Consider the following 21,541-nt stretch of genomic DNA (forward strand, 5'->3'; position numbering starts at 1 on the left):
GGCCCCTTGCGCCTGACCGTCAGCGCGTTAGCAATACAATCGAAAATCACAGGAGACAGCCTTATGAGCTTTGACGACATCGTAGACCGCCGCGGCACCCATTGCGCAAAATGGGACATGATGGAAAAGCTGTACGGCGTCTCTGCCGACGACGGGCTGGCAATGTGGGTCGCCGACATGGACTTTGCCCCGCCCCAATGCGTGCTGGACGCGTTGCAGGCGCGGGTCGATCACGGCATGTTCGGCTATTTCGGCGACGACAGCGACTATCACGCAGCGATCCAGTGGTGGATGAAAGAGCGCCACGGCTGGGACATCCAGCCCGAGTGGATTTTCACCACCCACGGGTTGGTGAACGGCGCCGCCATGTGCATCGACAGCTATACCCAGCCGGGCGATGGTGTGGTGATGTTCACGCCGATCTACCACGCCTTTGCCCGCGTGATTAATGCCGCCGACCGGCCCGTGGTCGAATGCCAGATGGCCCTGAACGACGGGCAATACACGCTGGATTTCGACGCATGGGACGCGCAGATGAACGGCAGCGAAAAGCTGCTGCTGCTGTGCAGCCCGCACAACCCCGGTGGCCGCGTCTGGACCAAAGCGGAGCTTGAAGGCGTCGCAGCCTTTGCCAAGCGACACGATCTGATCATCGTTTCGGACGAAATTCACCACGATCTGGTGATGCCCGGCCACACCCACATCCCGATGGCCAAGATCGAAGGCGTCACCGACCGTCTGGTGATGATGTCCGCCACGACCAAAACCTTCTCGATCGCCGGCGCCCATGTCGGCAACGTCATTATTCAGGACGAAACACTGCGCGCCAAGTTCGCCAAACGCATGGGCGCGCTGGGTCTGTCGCCCAACGCTTTTGGCCTGTTCATGGCAACCGCGGCATACTCGCCCGAAGGGGCGCAGTGGGTCGATGACGTGATGGAATACATCGCAGGCAACGCGCGCATCTTCGACGCTGGCGTGAATGCCATCCCGGGGTTGAAAGCGATGCCCTTGCAGGCGACCTATCTTAGCTGGGTCGATTTCGCAGGCACCGGCATGAGCCGCGAGGAAGTCACCCGCCGCATCGAAAAAGACGCAAAAATCGCCACCAACTACGGGCCGACCTTCGGCAAGGGCGGCGATACGTTCATGCGCTTTAACATCGCCACCCAACGCAGCCGTGTCGAGGATGCGGTGGCGCGTCTGACCAAAGCGTTCGGCGACTTGCAGTAAGCGGCGCAATCGCAACGGCATGACAGGTCGGGCCGCAACAGCCCGACCTGTTTCGTTTCACCCGCGCCTGCGCCACAGCACCCACACCGTCAGCCCCAGCACCAGACACTCGGCCACCGGACCTGCCAGCCATATGCCGATCTCGCCCCAGACCAGCGGCAACAACAGCGTCAGTGGCAGCCCGAACAGATAGGTGCGCGACAGCCCCAACAGTCCCGCACGCGGCGCGTCTCCGATGGCCTGAAAATGTGTCGCCACCATCATCAGCGGCCCGAACAGGAACATCGTGGCAGTCGTGATCGGCAGAATGCGCGCCACCTGCGCCACGATCTGCGGATCATCGACAAACACCGCCCCCAACCGTGGCGCGCCCAGCAGGTACACCACCTGCACGCACACCCCGTAAGTCAGGCCAATGCCGACCGCCACCCGCAGCGCCGCGCGCACCCGCACGCGTTGCCCTGCGCCGTAAACATTGGCGGTAATCGTCTGAAACGCCATCGACAGCCCCAACAGCGGCAGAAACGCAAAGGTCATCAACCGCGAGATGATGCCAAAAGCCCCCGCAATCGCATTGAACTGTGCACCCCCCCAGATCTGGATCGCCACCAAGGTCACAGCCGCCGACAACGACAGCCCGATATACCCCAGACTGGACGGCGCCCCCAGGGCCAGCAACCGCCCCCAATACGCTGGCCGCATGGGCCACACCACAGGACGCGGCTGCCCGCGCCGCACCGCGACAACCGCCAGCCCGGCGCAAAGCTGCGAGAGCAACGTGCCAATGGCCGATCCCGCCACGCCTTGGCCCAGCCCCACCACCAGCAGCGCGTCAAAGCCGATGTTCAGCACCGCCGCCATCAGCATGATCGCCGCCATCGGCCCCATGCGGCCCTGCGCCCGCAGCGCATCGACGCCAATCGCCACCAGGAACCCCAGCGGCGACCCGAAGACCAGTATCGCCAGATACAAATGCCCGGTGTCCGCCAACCCGACATCCCCCGCCGCCACCCGTATCGCCATGGGGGCGCCGAACAGCATGAACAGTCCCATCAGAACAAAACTGACCACCAGCGCCAGTTGCAGCGCACTGCCCAGCAACGCATGCGCCCGCAAACCATCGCCCGCGCCCAGCGCCTGCGCGTACAGCGCGGAAAACCCGTTCGACACCAACGTCGAAAGCGCCACCAGCATCATGTACAGCGGGAACATCAGCGTCACGGCAATCACCGCCCGCGCGCCGACATAGACCCCCAGGAAATAGGCATCGACGACAGCAAAGGCCCCGTTGATCCCCATCACCAGAATGATGGGTGCCGCCGTGCGCAAGAACAGCGGCACCAACGGCCCGCTGGTAAACATATTGGAAACGGGCGCATCGCTCATGGCGCACCCGCAAAGGACAGATAAAACATCCAAAGCCTCTTTCGGTCTCAGATGCGGTGTTGGGAAGGGGCTCGCGTTGCCGTCGGACCGCATATGTACCAAAGAAAGGGACCAGATGCCGGTTCCCGAACTTCACCATCCATGCGAGCGGCAGGGGTCGGGCCCTGCGCTGCGATTACACGCGGGCCGGTTTTTCGTCAAGCGTGACGCAAATTACATCTCGGCGACAGGGCGATCCGTTAGCAGGGCCACAGGCGCGTCCGGCGATTTTTCAAAATCCAGCGCGGGCTTGTCGGCCACGGCGGTGGCGCGCTTGAACTCATAGTTCATCTCGCCCGCCTCTTCATCCGATGCGACGATCAGGCACTGAAACAAATGCACAGCCCCGTCGTACAGATCGACATACCCGCGCAAATAGGGCGCGGTGGACGCATCGACCGAAAAGCCGGTTTTCCACATCCGCAGCACCGGATGCGTGACACCGTCGATGTTCACCCGCAGGCGCGACGCTTTTTTCAGACTGTTCAGACGGGCGCTGTCCAGCCCCGCTTGAACTTCTTTTGGCAGAAATGTCGTCATGATCGTCCCCAGTGCTGTCGCAATGAAACTTGGCGCTTCTTTACCGCGCTTCAAGTGAATTTCTGATGAACTTCAAATTGCTGCACTGCGGCTGTTGCAGAAATGTGCGCCTGTGCAGGGGGGCTGCGCGGCGGCACCGCTGGGCCTTTGCCGCCCTGCGCCCTAGGTATGTCCCAAGCAACAAGGGAGATAGACATGGGTTTGCTCGTAGACGGCCAATGGCAAGACAAATGGTATGACACCGACTCCTCGGGCGGAAAGTTCGAGCGCTCGGACTCCAAGTTTCGCAACTGGATCACCGCAGACGGGTCCGCCGGACCGTCGGGCGAAGGCGGATTTGCCGCCGAATCGGGGCGCTATCATCTCTATGTATCCTACGCCTGCCCCTGGGCGCACCGCGCGCTGATCTTTCGCACCCTCAAGGGGCTGACGGATCACATCGGCCTGTCGGTCGTACACCCCCACATGCTGGGCGAAGGCTGGACCTTTGACACCGACTTTGACGGGGCGACCGGCGACACATTGTTCGACCTGCCCTATGCCCGCGACATCTACACCCGCGCCGATCCGAAATTCACCGGGCGCGTCACTGTGCCGATCCTGTGGGACAAACACCGCGAAACCATCGTGAACAACGAAAGCGCCGAAATCATCCGCATGTTGAACAGCGCGTTCAACGACATCACCGGCAACACCGACGACTATTGGCCGCAAAAGCTGCGCGACGCCATCGAACCGGTGAACGACCGCATCTACGACACGCTGAACAACGGCGTGTACAAATCCGGCTTTGCCACCTCGCAGGACGCATATGACGAAGCGGTGCACCCGCTGTTCGACACGCTGGACTGGCTGGAAGACCGCCTGAGCCAGAATCGCTACTTGATGGGCAACCAGATCACCGAGGCCGACTGGCGGCTGTTCACCACGCTGGTGCGGTTCGACAAGGTCTATCACACCCACTTCAAATGCAACCGCGCGCGGATCGTCGAATACCCCAACCTGTGGGCCTATACGCGCGAGCTGTATCAATGGGACGGCGTGGCCGAAACGGTCCATTTCGACCACATCGTGCGCCACTATTATTACAGCCACGACAACATCAATCCGAACCGGATCATCCCGATCAACCCCACCCCCGACTTCGACGCTGCGCACGGGCGCGGCTGAGGTCAGGCAGATTGCGGGCGTCTCTGGCAATAATGCTCGACCATCGCCGTCAGATCCTCGGGCGGGGTCTGGCTTTGGACAAAGGCACAGGCGTTCTGGGCGTGGGCAAAGATCGACCCGTCGGAAAAGAACGACGTGTTGGTGACAAAGATGATCTGCGCCAGCGGGCAGCGATAGCTGGCATAATCCGACACGGCCAGCGCGCTGCCATCACCCAGCACCAGATCCAGAATGATGATCCCCGGTTCGTCCTCGGTGATCTGTTGGGTGGCCTCCTCTTGGGTGGTGGCCACGCGCACCACCATCCCCGAGCGTTCCAGATGCCTGCGCCAAAGATCGGCCAGCGCAACGTCGCTTTCTACGATCAACACATTCATCAGCGTCCTGGTCCCCAGCATTCCCACCCCACCAGCAGTCCGCCCAAATTCTTAACAAAGGGTTAATGGACCCCACCAATCCCTAACAAGTCGGAAAACGCGCCTAAAACGGCTTGTTTCCGCCGCAGGCAGCGTGTGAATAGGGCAATATTCGGCTTGTTTACGGCAAAGGACATCGGCGTGACACATAAAAGAGATCACGGGGGCGATCTGGACACGGCGATGGCCCGCTTTGGCGGCACGCGCAGTGACTGGGCCGACCTGTCCACAGGCATCAATCCGGTGCCCTACCCCGTGCCCGCGCTGTCCGACGCGGCATGGACCGCCCTGCCCGACGCCACCGCCACCGCAGGGCTGGAAACCGCCGCGCGGCGGTTCTGGAATGTTCCCGATGGGGCCGATGTGCTGGCCGCACCCGGTGCATCCGCCCTGATCGCGCAAATGCCACGGCTGGCACAGACGGGCAGCGTCGCCATCGCGGGACCAACCTATAACGAACACGCCGCCGCTTTTCAGGCCCATGGCTGGGACGTGGGCCTGCACGGCACAACCCAGGTTTTGGTCAATCCCAACAACCCGGACGGGCGACACTGGACCACAAACGACCTGACCGGCGACCTGCGCATCATCGACGAAAGCTTTTGCGACGTGACGCCCGATGCCTCGTTGATGGCGCAAGCCGCCCGCCCCGGCACCGTGATCCTGAAAAGCTTTGGCAAGTTCTGGGGGCTGGCCGGACTGCGGCTGGGCTTTGCCATTGGCGATCCTGCACTGATCGACGCGCTGCGCACCATGCTGGGCCCGTGGCCCGTGTCAGGCGTGGCGCTGGAAACCGGAACCGCCGCCCTGTCCGACCCCGACTGGGCCACGCAAACCCGCGCGCGTCTGACACAGGACGCCGCGCGGCTGGACGACATCATGACAACAAAGGGCGCCACCGTGGTCGGCGGCACCGACCTGTTCCGTCTCTACAACACGGACAACGCAACCGATTGGCGCGACCGTCTGGCCCGCGCCCATGTCTGGAGCCGCATCTTCCCCTATTCCGACACATGGTTGCGCCTGGGTCTGCCCGCCCCCGACCGCTGGGCTCAGGTTCAGGACGCCTGATGGACACCGCCCCCCTGCTGATACTGGCCCTCCTGCTGGACGCCGCACTGGGCGAGCCGAAATGGCTGTGGGCGCGGCTGCCCCATCCTGCGGTGCTGATGGGCCGTGCCGTCCACCTGCTGGACCAGCGGCTGAACACCGGCCCCCGCCGCAAATGGCATGGCGTGATTGCCGTGGCGGCGCTGGTGCTGGGCGGCGGCGCAATCGGCGCAGTCCTGTCCCTGTTCGGCCCCATCGTCATCACCCTCGCCGCTGCGATCCTGCTGGCGCAACGGTCGCTTGTGCAGCACGTGTCGGCCGTGGCCGACGGCCTGCGCATGTCGCTGGACCAGGGTCGCCGCAACGTGGCGATGATTGTCAGCCGCGACACCCGCGACATGGACACCAGCGCCACCGCCCGCGCCGCCATCGAAAGCGCCGCCGAAAACCTCAGCGATGGCGTCATCGCCCCCGCCTTCTGGTTCCTGATCGGCGGCCTGCCGGGGCTGGTGATCTACAAGGTCGCGAACACCGCCGACAGCATGATCGGCTATCGCACCGACAAATACCTGCACTTCGGCTGGGCCGCCGCGCGGCTGGACGATGTGCTGAACTGGATACCGGCCCGCCTGACCGCCCTGATGATCGCGGCCCTGTCCGGTGACCTGACCCAATGGCACGCCATCACCGCCGACGCCCGCCGCCACCGCAGCCCCAACGCAGGCTGGCCCGAGGCCGCAATGGCCCGCGCCCTGAACATCGCGCTGGCCGGCCCTCGCAGCTACGACGGCACGATTCAGCCGCTGGCTTGGGTCAACGACGGCGGACGCGTGCCGCTGACCGCCACAGACATTGACGCCGCCTGTGCGATACTGTGGAAGACATGGGGTGTATTTCTGGGCCTTGCCGCCCTTCTTTCCTTGTTCTGAACTGGACCCGTTATGCTGCGCCTTGCCTCTTTTGCCCTTGCCCTGACCCTGCCTGTGACGGCCTTTGCCCAATGCGGCGGCGACTTTGCCGACTTCAAGGCGGAGCTGAAAGCCGAAGCGGTCGGCATGGGCATCCCCGCAGCATCCGCCGATGCGTTCCTGTCCGGCGTGCGTCAGGACCCTGCCGTGCTCAAGGCCGATCAGGCGCAGGGCGTGTTCCAGAAACCGTTCATCGAATTTTCCCGCCGCCTGATCTCGTCCCAGCGGTTGGAAAAGGGCAAGCAACTGGCACAGCAATACGACAGCGTCTTTGACAACATCGAAGCAACCTATGGCGTGGACCGCACCGTGCTGCTGGCCTTCTGGGCGTTCGAGACGGATTACGGCGCGTTCCAGGGTGACTTTAACACCGCCAACGCGCTGGCCACGCTGGCCCACGACTGCCGCCGCCCCGACCTGTTCCGCCCGCAGGTGCTGGCCGCGATGCAACTGCACGCCGCCGACGACTTTGACCCGCGCACCACCACGGGCGCATGGGCGGGCGAGATCGGCATGGTCCAGATGCTGCCCATGGACATCATCGAAAACGGTGTCGATGCCGACGGCGACGGCCATGTCAGCCTGAAGACATCCGCCCCCGATGCCCTGACCTCGGGCGGCAAGATGCTGCACCATCTGGGCTGGCAGGCAGGGCAGCCATGGCTGCAAGAGGTCAACGTGCCCGCCTCGATGGACTGGTCGCAAAGCGGGCTGGACACGGTCATGCCCGCAACGGACTGGCAGGCGCTTGGGGTCGCGGCACGCAACGGCACGCTGGCCGACCTGCCCGCATCGCTGATCCTGCCGCAAGGGCACAAGGGGCCGGCCTTCCTCGCCTATCCCAACTTCAACGTCTATTTCGAATGGAACCAGTCGTTCACCTACGTGCTGACCGCCGCCTATTTCGCCACCCGTCTGGGCGGCGCACCCGTCTATGATGCAGGCACCCCCGATGCCGGACTGGACAGCAACCAGATGAAACAACTGCAACAGCGTCTGTCAGACAAGGGCTATGACGTTGGCAAGATCGACGGCATTCTGGGGTCCGGCACCCGCGCTGCCGTGCAAGCCGAACAAGAACGGCTGGGCCTGCCCGCCGACGCATGGCCCACGCCTGCGCTGTTGAACCAACTGTAAAGGACACCTCCATGGCTCTTAAGAAATCCAGCGCCCAGATGGTCGCCGACGCCCGTGCCCGCATCGAGGAAATCGAAACCGCCGACCTGATCGCCATGGTCGATGACCCCAAGGTGCAGATCGTCGATCTGCGCGACCCGCGCGAACGCGAGCGCACCGGATATATCCCCGGCAGCTTTCACTGCCCGCGCGGGATGCTGGAATTCTGGGTCGACCCCGACAGCCCCTACTTCAAGGACATCTTCGCCGAGGATCGCAAATTCGTATTCCACTGCGCCTCGGGTTGGCGGTCGGCAATATCCGTTGATACGTTAAATGACATGGGATTCAAGGCAGCCCACCTCAAGAACGGTTTCTCGGAATGGGTGAAATTGGGCGGGCCTGTTGAAACCAAGGGATGAATCCGGTTTCACATCCAATCCAAGCAAAAATCCGCCTTATGTCACAGGACATAAGGAACCATAATTCCTAAAGATTTCCGGGAACAACCAACGATCCGCCCGTGTTCTGCTGACATCAAGTCATCACGATCAGGAGGATCACATGAAACATTTTCTCGCCACCACCGCAGCCGCAGCCCTTATGGCAACCACCGCCTATGCGCAGTCCGAAGCAACTCAATCGCCCTTCGTCGATTCAACTGTTGAATCCGTGGCCAACGCCCAAACCGTGCGCGCCTCAAACCTGATGGGCAAAGCTGTCTACGTCACCGAAACAGACGTGACCGCGACCGAGATCGACACAGACGCCATCGAATGGGAACGTGTCGGTGAAGTGAACGACCTTGTCATGAGCCCCGACGGTGAAGTGAACGCGGTCCTGCTGGACATCGGCGGCTTTCTGGGCATGGGCGAACGCAGCGTCGCGCTGAGCATGGACCAACTGCAACTGGTCAGCGGCATGAATGACGGCGGCGAATACTACGTCGTATTCAACGGCACAGCCGAATCGCTGGAAAACGCCCCCGAGTATGACGCATCCGCCATCGGCGCATGGGCCGAAGACACCCAGGCTGACAATGCCGCAGCCGACGGCGCTGCAACGGGTGCCATGGCAACCGACACGGCAGCAACCGACATGGAAAAATCGGCTGATCCCGCAATGACCAATTCGGACACCGCGGCAACCGACCCTGCGATGACCGAAACAGACTCGGCCGCCGCCGACAGTGGCATGAAAGCCGACGATCCCGCGATGGCCGACACGGACACTGCGGCGACCGACGATATGGCAGCCGACAAAACCATGGATACCGCCGACGCTGATGGCGCCATGGCCGACGAAGGCAACGTCTACTCTGCCGAGCGTCCCGATGTAACCGTTGACGGCTGGTCGCAGGTTGAACTGGCCGACCTGACAACCGAAGATCTGACAGGTGCCGTCGTGTATGACGCACAGATGAAAGACATCGGTGAAGTTGGCGAACTGTATGTTTCGGCTGACGGTCAACTGACCGGCGCCGAGCTGGACATCGGTGGCTTCCTGGGCATCGGCGAAGACCACGTCCGTGTGGACATGGAAAGCCTGAACATCCAGCGTGACGCCGAAGCAAACGAGGTTCGTGTCTATGTCGACATGACCGAAGAAAGCCTGAAAGCGATGCAAGAAACCAAGTAAGGTTTGCTTCTAGCACAGTTTATCGCCCGTCCCTTCTGGGGGCGGGCGTTTTCGTGTGCAGGTGTCAGGACCAGACCCTCAGGCGACCAGCTTCGCCGCCTTTTTCAGATCGACCGACACCAACTGACTGACGCCCTGTTCGCCCATCGTCACCCCGAACAACCGGTCCATCCGCGCCATCGTCACCGCGTGGTGCGTGATGATCAGGAACCGCGTGTCGGTCTGGCGGCACATCTCGTCCAGCAGGTCGCAGAACCGCGTCACGTTGGCGTCGTCCAGCGGCGCGTCCACCTCGTCCAGCACACAGATGGGTGCCGGGTTGGCCAGGAACACCGCAAAGATCAGCGCCATCGCCGTCAGCGTCTGCTCGCCCCCTGACAACAGGCTCAGCGTCGACAGCTTCTTGCCCGGCGGCTGGCACATGATCTCCAGACCGGCCTCAAGCGGATCATCCGATTCCACCATCACCAGATTGGCCTCGCCGCCGCCGAACAGGTGAGTAAATAGCAACGAGAAATTACTGTTCACCTGCTCGAACGCCGTCAGCAACCGTTCACGCCCCTCGCGGTTCAGGCTGGCAATGCCCGACCGCAGCGTCTTGATCGCCTCTTCCAGGTCAGCCTTTTCACTGACCAGCGTGTCATGCTCTTCCTGCACCTCGCGCGCATCTTCCTCGGCGCGCAGGTTGACCGCCCCCAAGGCTTCGCGCTGGCGTTTCAGACGGTTCACATCCGCCTCCAATGCGTCCGACCGGGGCATCTGGCCGGGGTCCACGTCCAGCGCGGTCAGCAACTGGTTGGGCGTCTGCTGTTGTTCTTCCGCGATGCGCTCGGCGGCGGCCTGCACGGTTTCGCGGGCGGCCTCGGCGCGGGCTTCGGACGCCGCGCGCGCCTCGCGGGCCTCGGATGCGGCACGCTCTGCCTCGCGCTCGGTCACGGTCGCCTCGCGCAGCACGCCCTCGGCCACGCTCAGCGCATCGGTGGCGTTGGCCTTGCGGTCCTCGCCCTCGGCCATCATCTCGGACAGCTCGTCCCGTTTGGCGGCCAGCTCGGTCGGCAAGGCCTGCGCGGCCTTCAACTCAGCCTCGGACTGCGCCTTGCGCTCGACCAGTTCCGCACTGCGCTTTTCGGCGGTTTCCAGACGGTGCCGCCAGCCCGAAAGCTCCTTGGTCACCTCTTGCGACCGCCGCGTGCGGGCCTCGCCCTCGCGGCGCAATTCGTCCTGCGCAGACCGGCGCGACATCATCGTGATTCGCGCCGCCTCGACCGTCATCCGCAGATCTTCAACCGCCGCGCGCGCCTCGCTTACATCGTCCAGCTCGTCCAATGCCCGCTGCGCTTCCAGCACGCGGGACCGGGCCGCCATCGCCTCTTCCTCGTGGCGCTTCACCGCCATCGACAGCGATTCCAGACGCCCCTCGGCCAGGTTGCGATCCGCCTCGGCACGGCTCAGCGCGCGGCCCGCGTCCGCAACCAGACGATCCGCCTCGCGGCGCGCCTCGCGGGCGGCTTTATCGGCGTTGGACAGTTCCGCCAGCCGCGCCGTCAGCGCCTCATGCGCGGACCGTGCGCCTTCAGCCCGCTGGCTGGCGTGCTCCAGCCCCTGTTTCAATTCTTCCAGCCGGTTCAACTGTTGCAACCGCAGCGCCGCCGCCGACGGCGCATCCTCAGCCCAGGCGCGGAACCCGTCCCAGCGCCACAGGTCGCCCTCGGGCGACACCAGCCGCTGACCGGGCTTCAACTGCTCTTGCAGACGCGCGGCATCATCGGCATCGCACAGCCCGATCTGCGACATGCGCCGCGCCAGAACATCGGGCACCGACACATGCTGGGAAATCGGCGTGACCCCGTCGGGCAGCGGCTGGTCCAGCGCATAGGCCGGCAGAACGGCCCAGCCAGACGGGCCATCCCCCTCGACCTGCGGCGCACGCAGATCATCGGCCAGCGCGGCCCCCAGTGCCTTTTCAAAGCCTTTCTGAACCTGCAACCGGTCCAGAATCTGCCCACCCTCAGCCGTGTCGCGTTCAACCAGCTTGGCCAGCGCGCCCACTTCGGCGCGCAGGGCGTTCATCTCGCCCTCGGCCTCGGACCGCTCGCCGCGTGCATCCGCCTCGAGCGTCTGCGCATCGGCGCGGGCCACCTCGGCGGCGGTCAGCGCGGCATCGGCCCGCAAAGCCGTTTCCTCGGCCACCCGCGACGCCTTTTCGGCTGCTTCGAAATCTGTGCCCGCCTTGGCCAGCGCCGCCTGCGACGCGGCCACGGCATCGCGCGCCTTGGTCGCTTCGGTTTCGGAGCGGTCCTCGGTCTTGCGGTTGTCATCCAGCAGCCGCTGCGCCGAGCTGTGCCGCGCCGACAACCGCGCCACATCCTCGGTCTGAACGCCCAGATCGGCCTCGCGGTCTTGCAGCACCGACGCGGCCTCGTGGGCGGCGTCAACAGCAGCCTCCAGCCGCGCGTCGTGCCCCTCTGCCGCCTTGCGCAGTTCGGTCTGTTCCCACTCCAGCCGTTCGATGGTCTCGCCCGCGTCGCGGTTCAACCCGCCCTCGCGGTCGATGTCGCGGGCCAATTGGTCAATACGCCCCACCAGCGTTTCAATCGTGCGCTGCGCCTGTGCCTCCTGGTCTGTCAGCGTGTCGCGCTGGACGATCAGACGTTGCAGCAACGCGGCGGCAATCGCCTCTTCCTCGCGCAGCGATGGCAGCCCGTCCTCGGCCGCCGCCCGTGCCTTGATGGCGGTCTGCACCCGCGCCTCGGCCTGTGCCGCCGCCGTCACCCGTGCGCGCAATGCCTCGTCCGCCGTGGCGCGCGCATCGTCCGCCTCGCGCCAGCGGCGGTACAGCAACATCCCCTCGGTCCGGCGCAATTCCGTGCCAATCTCGCGATACCGCGCCGCCTGCCGCGCCTGCCGTGCCAGTTGCGCCAGTTGGGCTGCCAGTTGCTCGACCACGTCATCAACGCGGGTCAGGTTGGCCTCGGCCCCCTTCAGCTTCAGCTCAGCCTCGTGGCGGCGCTGGTACAGGCCCGAAATGCCCGCCGCCTCTTCCAGAATGCGGCGGCGGCTTTTGGGTTTGGCGTTGATCAGTTCCGAGATTTGCCCCTGCCGCACAAGCGCAGGCGAATGCGCACCGGTCGAGGCATCGGCAAACAGCATCTGCACATCGCGCGCCCGAACGTCCTTGCCGCCGGCCTTGTAGGCGCTGCCGACGTCGCGGGTGATGCGGCGCACGATGTCGATATGGTCGTGATCGTTGAACCCCGCAGGCGCCAGCCGGTCGCTGTTGTCGATGTGCAGGCTGACCTCGGCAAAGTTGCGGGCGGGCCGTGTCGCTGCACCGGCGAAAATCACGTCTTCCATGCCGCCGCCGCGCATCGCGGTGGGGCGGTTTTCACCCATCACCCAGCGCAGCGCCTCAAGCAGGTTCGACTTGCCACAGCCGTTCGGCCCCACAACGCCGGTCAGACCATCGGCGATGATCAGATCGGTGGGGTCAACGAAGCTTTTGAAGCCTGTCAGTTTCAGCTTGGTAAAGCGCAAATGCCTGCCTTTGGTCCGATTCCACTGCGCCACAGGATGAAGTAGCCTATGTCGACCTGTCAACGACAACCGCTAGGGAAGGCGGTGAACCCCGCAGTTATCCACAAGATATTGCGCGTTTGGGGTCTGTTCCGCTGCCCTCGGCTAAATTCGGTCGCACGCGTAGACAGGATCGGAACCAAGCGCATCAACCGCAAAACATTCGTACTGTGCGCCCGCCGTCATGGTCCGCGCAGGCGGGCCGTTTCCACAATCCAGCAGTCCCGTCGCCAACGCCTGATCGCCGCGCACTTCGGTCACTTTGCACCCCGACACCTGTTCCATCGCCACACCCGCGCGGTCGCGGATCGGGCCAAAGCGGGGCGCGTATTCCATATTGACGCGCAGCGCCTCGGCCAGACGGTCGCGCACGCGCACGTCAAAGGTCGACCCATCCACCGTCACCCGCGTCGCCGGCAGGCCGCGAAAATGCGGGCCGGGGGTGTTGCAAGCGGTCACAGCCACGCCAATCAGGATCAGAAAATATGTACGCATTCGTTCAAATTACGTACAACTTCCTTAACAACTGGTGAAAGCCCGCACAGGCGGCCCTTTACCCCGGACAACGGGTGGTCATATGATTTGACCAATTCCAAAAGGATCACCCATGCCGTTTCGTCCCGTCACCCCTGAAAAACTGTCTTCCGCCGTGGTGCGCCAGATCGAAAAGCTGATCCTGCGCGGCATCCTGCGCCCCGGCGAACGCCTGCCGTCCGAGCGCGAGCTGGCCGACCGGATGGGCGTGTCCCGCCCGTCCCTGCGCGAGGCGATCGGCAGCTTGCAGGACACCGGCCTGCTGAACGCCCGCCCCGGTGCCGGCGTCTACGTGGCGGATGTTCTGGGCTCGGCCTTTGCGCCGGCGCTGACGCAGTTGTTTGCGCGCCACGACGAGGCGGTCTTTGACTACCTGTCGTTCCGGCGCGACATGGAGGGACTGGCGGCAGAACGCGCCGCGCGGTTGGGGTCGAACACCGACCTACAGGTCGTGCAGACCATTTTCGACAAGATGGTCGCCGCCCACCCCGCGCGTAATGCCGACGCAGAAAGCGCGCTGGACGCGCAATTTCACATGGCCATCGTCGAGGCGTCGCACAACGTCATCATGCTGCACATGATGCGGTCGATGTACGACCTGTTGCGCAATGGCGTGTTTTACAACCGTCAGGTCATGTTCAAACAGCGCACCACCCGCGGCGACCTGCTGGACCAGCACCGCGCCATCAACGACGCGCTGCAAGCCCGCGACCCCGACGCAGCCCGCACGGCGGTCGAGGCACATCTGGACTATGTCGAACGCGCCCTGCGCGACCAGAAAAAGGCCGAGCGCAACGAGGATGTGGCGCGGCAACGGCTGGACCACGAAACGCAAGCCTGATGTTTGTGGCGCATTTGCGCGACTTTGGTGACAGGTAACTGACCCAAGGCGCGGGGGAAAACGGTCATTTGTGCAGAGTACCGCGAACGGCAGGGTTGAACCCATTTCAACTTCCCCCCGCGCGGAACCAAGGCCGCAGGCCGCCGCGCATCATGCCTCAGGCATGTCTTCGACATGACGGGCCGCCCCACGGCACGGCGATTTGGTTGCTGTTGGATATTGTCGATAGCTAGGATGTGTTTGGCTGCCATAAAGTGCCAGCCAATACCGTAGGATCGCCGCACCTCGGCCCGTCGATGCGCGGCTTCGTGCTTCGTTGCAAAAGGCAGCTTTGTCCCGCTGCCCACACCTTCTCGCGTTCCGCAGCGAAGGTCTGGCCTGGGCGGGAAATACCTGTCACGGAGCACTGAGAAGATTCAGGAATCTCTTCGCCAAGAGTCCGGCATTCCCTGCATTCGACGACTGACCGCCCAAACGAAAAAACCCGAGGCGATGCGCGCCCCGGGTTTCAAATGTTTTCGATCCGGTCGGGATCAGTGCAGCTTCGCATCCACTTGGCCGATGGCCTCGTCGATCAGCTTGTTCGCGTCCGCTGCGGTCATCTGCTTGGCGATCACGTCGCGTGCAACCTGAACTGCAATGGTCACAGCCTGGTCACGCACTTCTTTCACGGCCGAAGCTTCTGCCGATGCGATCTGACCTTCGGCTGCCGCGATGCGACGGGCGATGGATTTTTTCAGATCTTCGCGGGCTTCTTCCGCCGCGACTGTGGCTTCTTCCTTGGCTGCGGCAACGATCCGGTCCGCTTGCTCCTGAACTTCTTTCTGCTTGCGCTCGTAGCTGGCCAGCAGGGTTTGGGCCTCTTCGCGCAGGGCGCGGGCTTCTTCCAGTTCGGATTTGATACCGGTCGCGCGTTTGTCCAGCATGCCCATCAGCGTTGCGGGCACCTTGAGGTACAGCAGAACGCCAACAAAGATCAGGAACGCGATCAGCACCACAAAGTCGGTGTTGCGCAACGAAAAGAACGGGCCGCTGGCGGCAAACGCGGGCGATGCCGAAAGGATCAGGGACAGGGCGATCAGTTTTTTCATCGTCTTATCCCTTCATCCGTGCGTTGACCGCAGCGGTTACGGTGCGTGCGTCTGCCTTGCCACCCAACGCCGCGATCAGTTCTTTCGCGGTGTCTTTGGCCACGTCCTTGACGGCGACAAGTGCGCCTTCGCGGATTTCGGCAATGGCTTTTTCGCCTTCGGCTGCACGTTCGGCAATCTCGGCGTCGGCTTTCTTGATGGCGACATCAAGATCAGCCTTCATGTCGGCCTTGGCGGCGTCGATGATACGACCTGCTTCGGTACGGGCGTCGGCCAGTGCCTGGTCATATGCGGCCTCGGCCTCAAGCGCTTTGGCTTTCAGGTCTTCGGCGGCAGCGATGTCATTGGTGATCGTTCCCTGACGTTCGGCCAGAATGGCGGCGATCCGGGGCAGAGCAATGCGTGACAGAATAAAGTAGATCACGACCAGAGTGACAAGCAGCCAGAAAATCTGGTTGCCGAACCAGGCGTCACACAGCTGCGGCATGCCGATGGCGCTGCCAGCTGCATCCGTGCAGGTTCCTGCGACTTCTAGGTCAATAGGTTCAGTTGCCATCATGGCCTCCAGTCAAACAATCAGTCCAATGGGCGGCACGGTTGACCGCGCCGCCCAATGCGTAAGGAATAATCGTCAGACGCTTAGACGGCGAACATCAGCAGCAGGGCGACGAGGAACGAGAAGATCCCCAGAGCTTCTGCAAACGCGATGCCGATGAACATGGTTGCGGTCTGGCCAGCGGCAGCCGACGGGTTGCGCAGGGCGCCCGCCAGGAAGTTGCCAACAACGTTGCCCACACCGATAGCTGCGCCACCCATGCCGACGGAGGCCAGGCCTGCGCCGATGAATTGACCCATTTGTGCGATATCGCCTTCCATGATTTTCTCCTTACGATGGAATTTTGATTTGCGTAGTAGACCGAACCTTAGTGCGCAGGGTGCAAAGCATCCTTCAGGTACACGCAGGTCAGAATGGTAAAGACGTAGGCCTGGATAAAGGACACCAGAACCTCAAGCCCGTAGATTGCGGCAATGGCTGCGATCGAGATCGGCGCGATGGCCGTGACCGCGGCAAATGCTGCGAAAACTTTGATAACCGCGTGGCCCGCCATCATGTTGCCCGCCAAACGAATGGAGTGGCTGACAGGGCGCACGAAGTACGAGATAATCTCGATCACGGCCAGGATCGGGCGCAGCGGCAGCGGAGCCGCGGAAACCCAGAACAGGCCCAGAAACTTGAAGCCGTGCAGGACAAAGCCCAGGATCGTCACGGCCAGGAACACGGCCATCGCCAGCAGCGCCGTCACAGCGATGTGCGACGTGGGCGTGAACGCGGTGGGCAGCAGGCCAAGGAAGTTGGCGACAACGATGAACATGAACAGGGTCATGATGTAGGGGAAATATTTCACCCCGTCCTTGCCGGTCACGTCTTCGACCATCTTGTAGATAAAGCCGTAGGCCAGCTCGGCCACCGACTGACCGCGCGAGGGGATGACGGCGCGGCGCGATGTGGTCAGAACCATCAGCGCAAAGATCGCGACAACAGCCAGACCCAGCCACAGTGTCACGTTTGTGGGCGTGTACCAGAACACCGGATCACCGGCGTGGCCGAACAGCGGCTTGACCAGAAACTGGTCCATCGGGTGAAAAACCAGACCACCGTCCGCACCGTGTGCGGCATCGGCACCATGTGCCATGTCTGCGCCGGTTGTGGCTGCTGCGCTGTGTGCTTCGTCTGCCATTCTCAGGGCCCTTCGTCTGTGCCCCGCGGGGCGTCGTCACTGTCGGCCGCTTTGGCCATTCCGTCTCTCTGCATTTCGCGGGCGCTGCGTATCATCACGTTCACGCCGGCCGCGAAGCCGAGAAGTATGAACAGGATCATCAGCCAGGGCTTGGTGCCCAAAAGGCTGTCGAGCCCGTATCCGATCCCGAAACCGATCCCCAGACCGGTCACAAGTTCGATCACCATCCGCCAGGCCATCTGCGCCTGAGAGTGGTGGTCGTCGTAGTGGTGGGCCTCGGGCTTGTCTTCGCCCTTCAGGGCTTTGATCTTGGCCTCGAGATCCCGCATGCGCTGCTGTTCTTCTGGCCCCGCCACGCGGTGTCCCCCACTTGGAAACTTGAGGGGATAGCTACGGTGATGCGGGTTTTGAGTCAATGGCGGGGTGTGCCGGAATGAGATCACGGTAATATGCTGATTCTGAACAGTATTTCTGGCTTCTCTTTCACGCCGCGCGAGTCCACCCTTGGCCCCAAACCCCTACAAAGGGCCGTTTTCCATATTCAACCGTTTGGTTGATCTTCCTGGCCACTGCCACCACGCCATGGTGCCGCCTGCTTTAGCATCCAGTCCGAAAAGACGCGGATCGCCTTGCGCCGCGCGCCGCCCTGCGCCTGTACCAGATAGAACCCGCCATCATGGAATCCGATGTCGGACACCCGGTGCAACCGACCCGAGGCCACATCGTTGGCCACCACATCAGAGGACACCAAATAGACGCCCTGCCCCGCCACGGCGGCCTCGATCGCCAGATGCGCCCGCATCCGCCATGCGGCATCGGTCTCGGGCGGCGGCAGGCCTGCAAGCTTGGCCCACATCGCCCAGGTGTCCTTGTAACGGTCGCGCAGACGCGGATAGCGCAACAGGTCCGCCGGATCGTCGGGGGCTACCGGGATCAGCGTCGGCGCGGCATAGGGATAGATTGGCGCATCGCTCAGCAGGATCGCCTGCGGGTCGGACCCTGCGACGGCCAGAAAGCGGATGGCAATGTCGGCCTCGTACCGCGCCACGTCGGCCAGACCGGTCGATGCCTCAAGCCTGACTTCGATCTCGGGGTGTGCCGCGTGAAAGTCGCCCAGGCGCGGCACCAGCCATTTCGTCGCAAACAGCGGCTCGGCGTTCACGACCAGCGTGCCTGAGGGCCGCGCGGTCAGCCGGTCGGTGGCCGTGCTGATCTGCTCCAGCGCGCCAGACACATCCGCCAGATAGGCCGCCCCGTCCGGCGTCAGCGCCACGCCGCGCGGCAGATCGCGGAACAGTTGCGCGCCCAGCCAGTCTTCGAGCCCGCGCACATGGCGGCTGATCGACGAATGGCTGACGCGCAGTTCGTCCGCGGCACGGGAAAAGCTTTGATGGCGACCGGCGGCCTCGAAGGCGCGCAGGGCGTTGAGCGGGGGAAGCGGGCGTTGCATGGGATATATGTGCATTTATCGCACAGGTCTTGTCAAACTTATCTGGATTGAGCGGGCGCAGCTTCGGGCGCATAAGCGTGGAAACCATATAAATTTAAGGTGTTTCATGGAACGCTTTTGCAAGAAAACCGCTTTGGGCGGGCAGAATAATCATGCCCAACCGTCACAGATCAAACGCCTGCTCGCGTTTTTCAGACCTAAACGCGAACCGCACATCGACCAACATCTGGCGCGCGACATGGGTCTGGGCCCCGCCACGCACGCGCGGCTGACGCATCGCTGGCCGTCACAAGGGCCGGTGCATCCGCGCTGGTGACGCTTCTATTCACCTCGCGGCCCCGCTATGACAGGCCATGACACATGATCTGGATCAGATATTTGCAGCACTGGCCGACCCCACGCGGCGGGCGATCCTGACGATGTTGCTAGAGGATGATATGGCCGTCACCGACGTGGCCGAGCCGTTCGAGATGTCGCTGGCGGCAATCTCGAAACACCTGACGATCCTGACGCGCGCTGGCCTGATCGCTCAGGAAAAGCGCGGGCGGGTCAAGTGGTGCAAGCTGGAACCCGACGCAATGCGCACAGCGTCGGTCTGGATGCAGGGGTTCGGGCAGTTCGAGCCGGTGAACCTGGACGCATTCGAGCGGTTCTTGGCAATCGAGCTGGACAATGATGTCCAGCCCGATGGTTCAGAATGCTAGGGGTCGGTGCGTCTTAGACCAAGCCTGCCAGACGCAAAATGGCCAGAACGACGACAACAACGCCGATGATGTAAAAAATACCACGCATGACAGATCCTTCATTTATTCAACTTCTGAAGGGTTAACGTTGCAATGTTCAGAAAGGTTCCCGCGTCGCTCACATTCCGCTCACGGCGCTGTCATCACGCAGCAGCAGATACAGCGCCAGTATGGTCAACGCGACACCGATCAGGATCATGCCGCCCGGCGCGCCATTGCCCAGCAGGATCTCCCAGACAATCACCCACGACGGCGTCAGATAGGTATAGGCCATGACCTTGGCCGAGGGCAGCCGCAGCGTGGCGAACTGCAACAGCACAAAGGTCGCGGCACTGGCGAAGACCGCGATGTAGACCAGCGTGATCCAGACAATTGCAGGCAGGTTCAGCCAGTCGGTCGCCATGATGTCGGACCAACCATAGACGGTCAGCAGCAGACAGCCCGCAATCAGCGTGCCCAGCGTGAACACCACCGCCGGTTCGCCCCGGTTCAACTTTCGCACCATCGGTGTGTACAGCGCGTGGGACACGCACCCGACGAAATAGATCGCCTCGCCGCGCCCGATCTCGAAACTGGCCAGTGCCGACAGATCGGCGCGAAAGATCACCCAGACCGCCCCGGCCGCACCGATGGCCAGCGCCAGCGCCATGCGCGGTGTGGTCACCTGTCGCAAGACCAGCCAACCGAACCCGCCCGCAAGGATCGGCGTCAAGGTGAACACCGCCGCCGCACTGACGGCCGGCGCGGTTTTCAGCCCCTCGAACATCAGCACGAAATAGATGCCGAACAATCCGCCCAGCACCAGATAGCGCCACGGTGCCCGCCAATGCACCGCACGCGCCTTTCCGGTCGCGGCCACCACGGCACCGATCACCACCGCCGCCAGCGCAAACCGCGCCGCGTTCAGGGCCGCAGGTTCGATTGCATTGGCCGCCTTGGACCCCAGAGAAAACGACCCCGCAACCAGCGCCGAGAAGGTCAGCATCGCCAGATGCCCCTGCGCCCCCGGGTTAAGTTTTGACATCACAGATCCCATTCCTTTGCCGCCGCCTTGATGAACGTCAGGAACGCCTGAACCTTGGTTGTGCGGTGCAAATCGACGTGTGTCACCAGCCACAGCGGCGCCGACCATTCGTCGCCCTCGGGCGGGAACATTTCCACCAGATCGGGATTTGCCTTGGCCTCCAGCATTGCGGTGAAGCCGATGCCAGCGCCGCTGTGGATGGCCTGTTCGATGGCGCGGTCTTCGTCGCTGCGAAAGCTGAAAACGGCGTCGGGCACTTTTTCCCGTATCCATCTGTTGAACGGCGCGCGGCTTTGGTCGTCGCTGGTGCCGACAAAGCGGTGGCCGCCGCAATCCTCCCAGGTTTTGGGCATCCCGTATTCCTCGACATACCGGCGCGACGCAAAAAGCCCCATGCGCTGACGTGACAGGGTTTGCACCACGTTGTCGGGCTGTGACGGGGGCGATCCTGTGCGGATGGCCACGTGGGCCTCGCCGTATTCCAGCCGGAACAGGCGCGTGCCGGTCAGGTAACGGATCACCACCTCGGGGTTCTTGCGCTGGAACTCGGTCAGCAGCGGCACCATGCGCGGCACCAGCGCGGTCAGCGACGTGATCACCAGATCGCCCGACACACCGGCCCCGCGTCCCTTGATGCGCCCGACCAACTGGCTGAACTGATCGTCCGTCGCCTTGGCCACGCGCAACAGATCCTCGCCCGCCTCGGTCGCGGTATAGCCGCGCGCGTGGCGCTGGAACAGCTTGACCCCCAGCCGCAATTCCAAGGCGTCGATATGGCGGATGACGGTGGCATGGTGCACACCCAGCACATCCGCCGCACCGCTGACCGTTCCGATGCGTGCGACCTGATAGGCCGTTTTGATTTCGTCCCAATTGTCCATTTGAAGGCCACCCAAATTATTGTGTGCGTTTTTCAACATTCAATGTGAGTTTTGGCCAATTGCGTGTGAATTTACAATGACTAGTTTCCAGTCAGAACACTCCTGATGA

22 protein-coding genes are annotated in these 21,541 nt (G+C 63.0%); 9 read left to right on the forward strand and 13 right to left on the reverse strand.

The window, feature by feature from the left end; translation table 11 throughout:
• Positions 1–63: 63 nt before the first annotated feature.
• Positions 64–1,233 (forward strand): MalY/PatB family protein, encoded by a 1,170-nt coding sequence (locus AAC077_RS07505; protein WP_339768163.1) that lies wholly within the window; start codon positions 64–66, stop codon positions 1,231–1,233.
• A gap of 57 nt (positions 1,234–1,290) precedes the next feature.
• Here AAC077_RS07505 and AAC077_RS07510 read toward each other — a convergent pair whose 3' ends face one another.
• Both AAC077_RS07510 and AAC077_RS07515 read right to left on the reverse strand, forming a co-directional pair.
• On the reverse strand, positions 1,291–2,619 hold the full coding sequence (locus AAC077_RS07510) for an MATE family efflux transporter (protein WP_339768164.1): 1,329 nt from the start codon (positions 2,617–2,619) through the stop codon (positions 1,291–1,293).
• A gap of 213 nt (positions 2,620–2,832) precedes the next feature.
• On the reverse strand, positions 2,833–3,198 hold the full coding sequence (locus tag AAC077_RS07515) for a hypothetical protein (protein WP_339768165.1): 366 nt from the start codon (positions 3,196–3,198) through the stop codon (positions 2,833–2,835).
• A gap of 195 nt (positions 3,199–3,393) precedes the next feature.
• Here AAC077_RS07515 and AAC077_RS07520 point away from each other — a divergent pair, with 195 nt between their 5' ends.
• Entirely contained in the window at positions 3,394–4,368 is a 975-nt protein-coding gene (locus tag AAC077_RS07520) for a glutathione S-transferase family protein (RefSeq protein ID WP_339768167.1), read from the forward strand.
• Between the two features lie 2 nt (positions 4,369–4,370).
• Here AAC077_RS07520 and AAC077_RS07525 read toward each other — a convergent pair whose 3' ends face one another.
• Positions 4,371–4,745, reverse strand: a complete 375-nt coding sequence (locus tag AAC077_RS07525; RefSeq protein ID WP_339769469.1) for a response regulator — start codon at positions 4,743–4,745, stop codon at positions 4,371–4,373.
• Positions 4,746–4,925: 180 nt separating this feature from the next.
• On the opposite strand from AAC077_RS07525, the gene AAC077_RS07530 reads away from it, so the two are divergent.
• The 5 genes from AAC077_RS07530 to AAC077_RS07550 all read left to right on the forward strand — a co-directional run bounded on the left by AAC077_RS07530 (position 4,926) and on the right by AAC077_RS07550 (position 9,556).
• Positions 4,926–5,855 (forward strand): threonine-phosphate decarboxylase, encoded by a 930-nt coding sequence (locus tag AAC077_RS07530; RefSeq protein WP_339768169.1) that lies wholly within the window; start codon positions 4,926–4,928, stop codon positions 5,853–5,855.
• The gene (cbiB, locus tag AAC077_RS07535) at positions 5,855–6,763 is read left to right on the forward strand and encodes an adenosylcobinamide-phosphate synthase CbiB (protein ID WP_339768171.1); all 909 of its coding nucleotides are present in this window, start codon (positions 5,855–5,857) and stop codon (positions 6,761–6,763) included. Before AAC077_RS07530 ends, cbiB begins: the two co-directional genes overlap by 1 nt.
• Before the next feature lie 12 nt (positions 6,764–6,775).
• On the forward strand, positions 6,776–7,939 hold the full coding sequence (locus AAC077_RS07540; protein ID WP_339768173.1) for a lytic murein transglycosylase: 1,164 nt from the start codon (positions 6,776–6,778) through the stop codon (positions 7,937–7,939).
• 11 nt (positions 7,940–7,950) lie between these two features.
• Positions 7,951–8,340, forward strand: coding sequence for a rhodanese-like domain-containing protein (locus tag AAC077_RS07545; protein WP_339768175.1), 390 nt, complete (start codon positions 7,951–7,953; stop codon positions 8,338–8,340).
• A 142-nt stretch (positions 8,341–8,482) separates the two neighbouring features.
• Positions 8,483–9,556: a PRC-barrel domain-containing protein gene (locus AAC077_RS07550; RefSeq protein WP_339768177.1), complete on the forward strand. Its 1,074-nt coding sequence runs from the start codon at positions 8,483–8,485 to the stop codon at positions 9,554–9,556.
• 78 nt (positions 9,557–9,634) lie between these two features.
• Here AAC077_RS07550 and smc read toward each other — a convergent pair whose 3' ends face one another.
• Together smc and AAC077_RS07560 are read right to left on the reverse strand one after the other, a co-directional pair.
• Complete coding sequence (gene smc, locus AAC077_RS07555; protein WP_339769471.1) at positions 9,635–13,090, reverse strand: chromosome segregation protein SMC; 3,456 nt, start codon at positions 13,088–13,090, stop codon at positions 9,635–9,637.
• Positions 13,091–13,234: 144 nt separating this feature from the next.
• Positions 13,235–13,624: a hypothetical protein gene (locus AAC077_RS07560; protein WP_339768179.1), complete on the reverse strand. Its 390-nt coding sequence runs from the start codon at positions 13,622–13,624 to the stop codon at positions 13,235–13,237.
• Between the two features lie 112 nt (positions 13,625–13,736).
• Between AAC077_RS07560 and AAC077_RS07565 the strand changes: the two genes are divergently transcribed.
• The gene (locus AAC077_RS07565; RefSeq protein WP_339768181.1) at positions 13,737–14,504 is read left to right on the forward strand and encodes an FCD domain-containing protein; all 768 of its coding nucleotides are present in this window, start codon (positions 13,737–13,739) and stop codon (positions 14,502–14,504) included.
• A gap of 533 nt (positions 14,505–15,037) precedes the next feature.
• Here the strand turns inward: AAC077_RS07565 and AAC077_RS07570 are convergent.
• The 6 genes from AAC077_RS07570 to AAC077_RS07595 all read right to left on the reverse strand — a co-directional run bounded on the left by AAC077_RS07570 (position 15,038) and on the right by AAC077_RS07595 (position 18,784).
• Positions 15,038–15,595 carry a F0F1 ATP synthase subunit B gene (locus tag AAC077_RS07570; RefSeq protein ID WP_339768183.1) on the reverse strand — a complete coding sequence of 186 codons (558 nt, stop codon included), beginning with the start codon at positions 15,593–15,595 and terminating at the stop codon, positions 15,038–15,040.
• Between the two features lie 4 nt (positions 15,596–15,599).
• Positions 15,600–16,151: a F0F1 ATP synthase subunit B' gene (locus tag AAC077_RS07575; RefSeq protein WP_339768185.1), complete on the reverse strand. Its 552-nt coding sequence runs from the start codon at positions 16,149–16,151 to the stop codon at positions 15,600–15,602.
• Positions 16,152–16,234: 83 nt separating this feature from the next.
• On the reverse strand, positions 16,235–16,471 hold the full coding sequence (locus AAC077_RS07580; RefSeq protein ID WP_028957161.1) for a F0F1 ATP synthase subunit C: 237 nt from the start codon (positions 16,469–16,471) through the stop codon (positions 16,235–16,237).
• 47 nt (positions 16,472–16,518) lie between these two features.
• A complete protein-coding gene (locus AAC077_RS07585; RefSeq protein WP_339769473.1) occupies positions 16,519–17,289 on the reverse strand; it encodes a F0F1 ATP synthase subunit A in 771 nt (256 codons plus the stop codon).
• Between the two features lie 47 nt (positions 17,290–17,336).
• Entirely contained in the window at positions 17,337–17,663 is a 327-nt protein-coding gene (locus tag AAC077_RS07590) for an AtpZ/AtpI family protein (protein WP_073194184.1), read from the reverse strand.
• A 212-nt stretch (positions 17,664–17,875) separates the two neighbouring features.
• The gene (locus tag AAC077_RS07595; protein ID WP_339768189.1) at positions 17,876–18,784 is read right to left on the reverse strand and encodes a LysR substrate-binding domain-containing protein; all 909 of its coding nucleotides are present in this window, start codon (positions 18,782–18,784) and stop codon (positions 17,876–17,878) included.
• Positions 18,785–19,137: 353 nt separating this feature from the next.
• Here AAC077_RS07595 and AAC077_RS07600 point away from each other — a divergent pair, with 353 nt between their 5' ends.
• On the forward strand, positions 19,138–19,488 hold the full coding sequence (locus AAC077_RS07600; RefSeq protein ID WP_339768191.1) for a metalloregulator ArsR/SmtB family transcription factor: 351 nt from the start codon (positions 19,138–19,140) through the stop codon (positions 19,486–19,488).
• Between the two features lie 157 nt (positions 19,489–19,645).
• Here AAC077_RS07600 and AAC077_RS07605 read toward each other — a convergent pair whose 3' ends face one another.
• Positions 19,646–20,551 carry a DMT family transporter gene (locus tag AAC077_RS07605; RefSeq protein WP_339768193.1) on the reverse strand — a complete coding sequence of 302 codons (906 nt, stop codon included), beginning with the start codon at positions 20,549–20,551 and terminating at the stop codon, positions 19,646–19,648.
• Entirely contained in the window at positions 20,551–21,432 is an 882-nt protein-coding gene (locus AAC077_RS07610) for a LysR family transcriptional regulator (RefSeq protein ID WP_339768195.1), read from the reverse strand. Before AAC077_RS07610 ends, AAC077_RS07605 begins: the two co-directional genes overlap by 1 nt.
• Between the last annotated feature and the right edge of the window lie 109 nt (positions 21,433–21,541).

Origin of the sequence: uncultured Pseudosulfitobacter sp. (assembly GCF_963976325.1) — a bacterium.
Lineage (GTDB): Bacteria > Pseudomonadota > Alphaproteobacteria > Rhodobacterales > Rhodobacteraceae > Pseudosulfitobacter.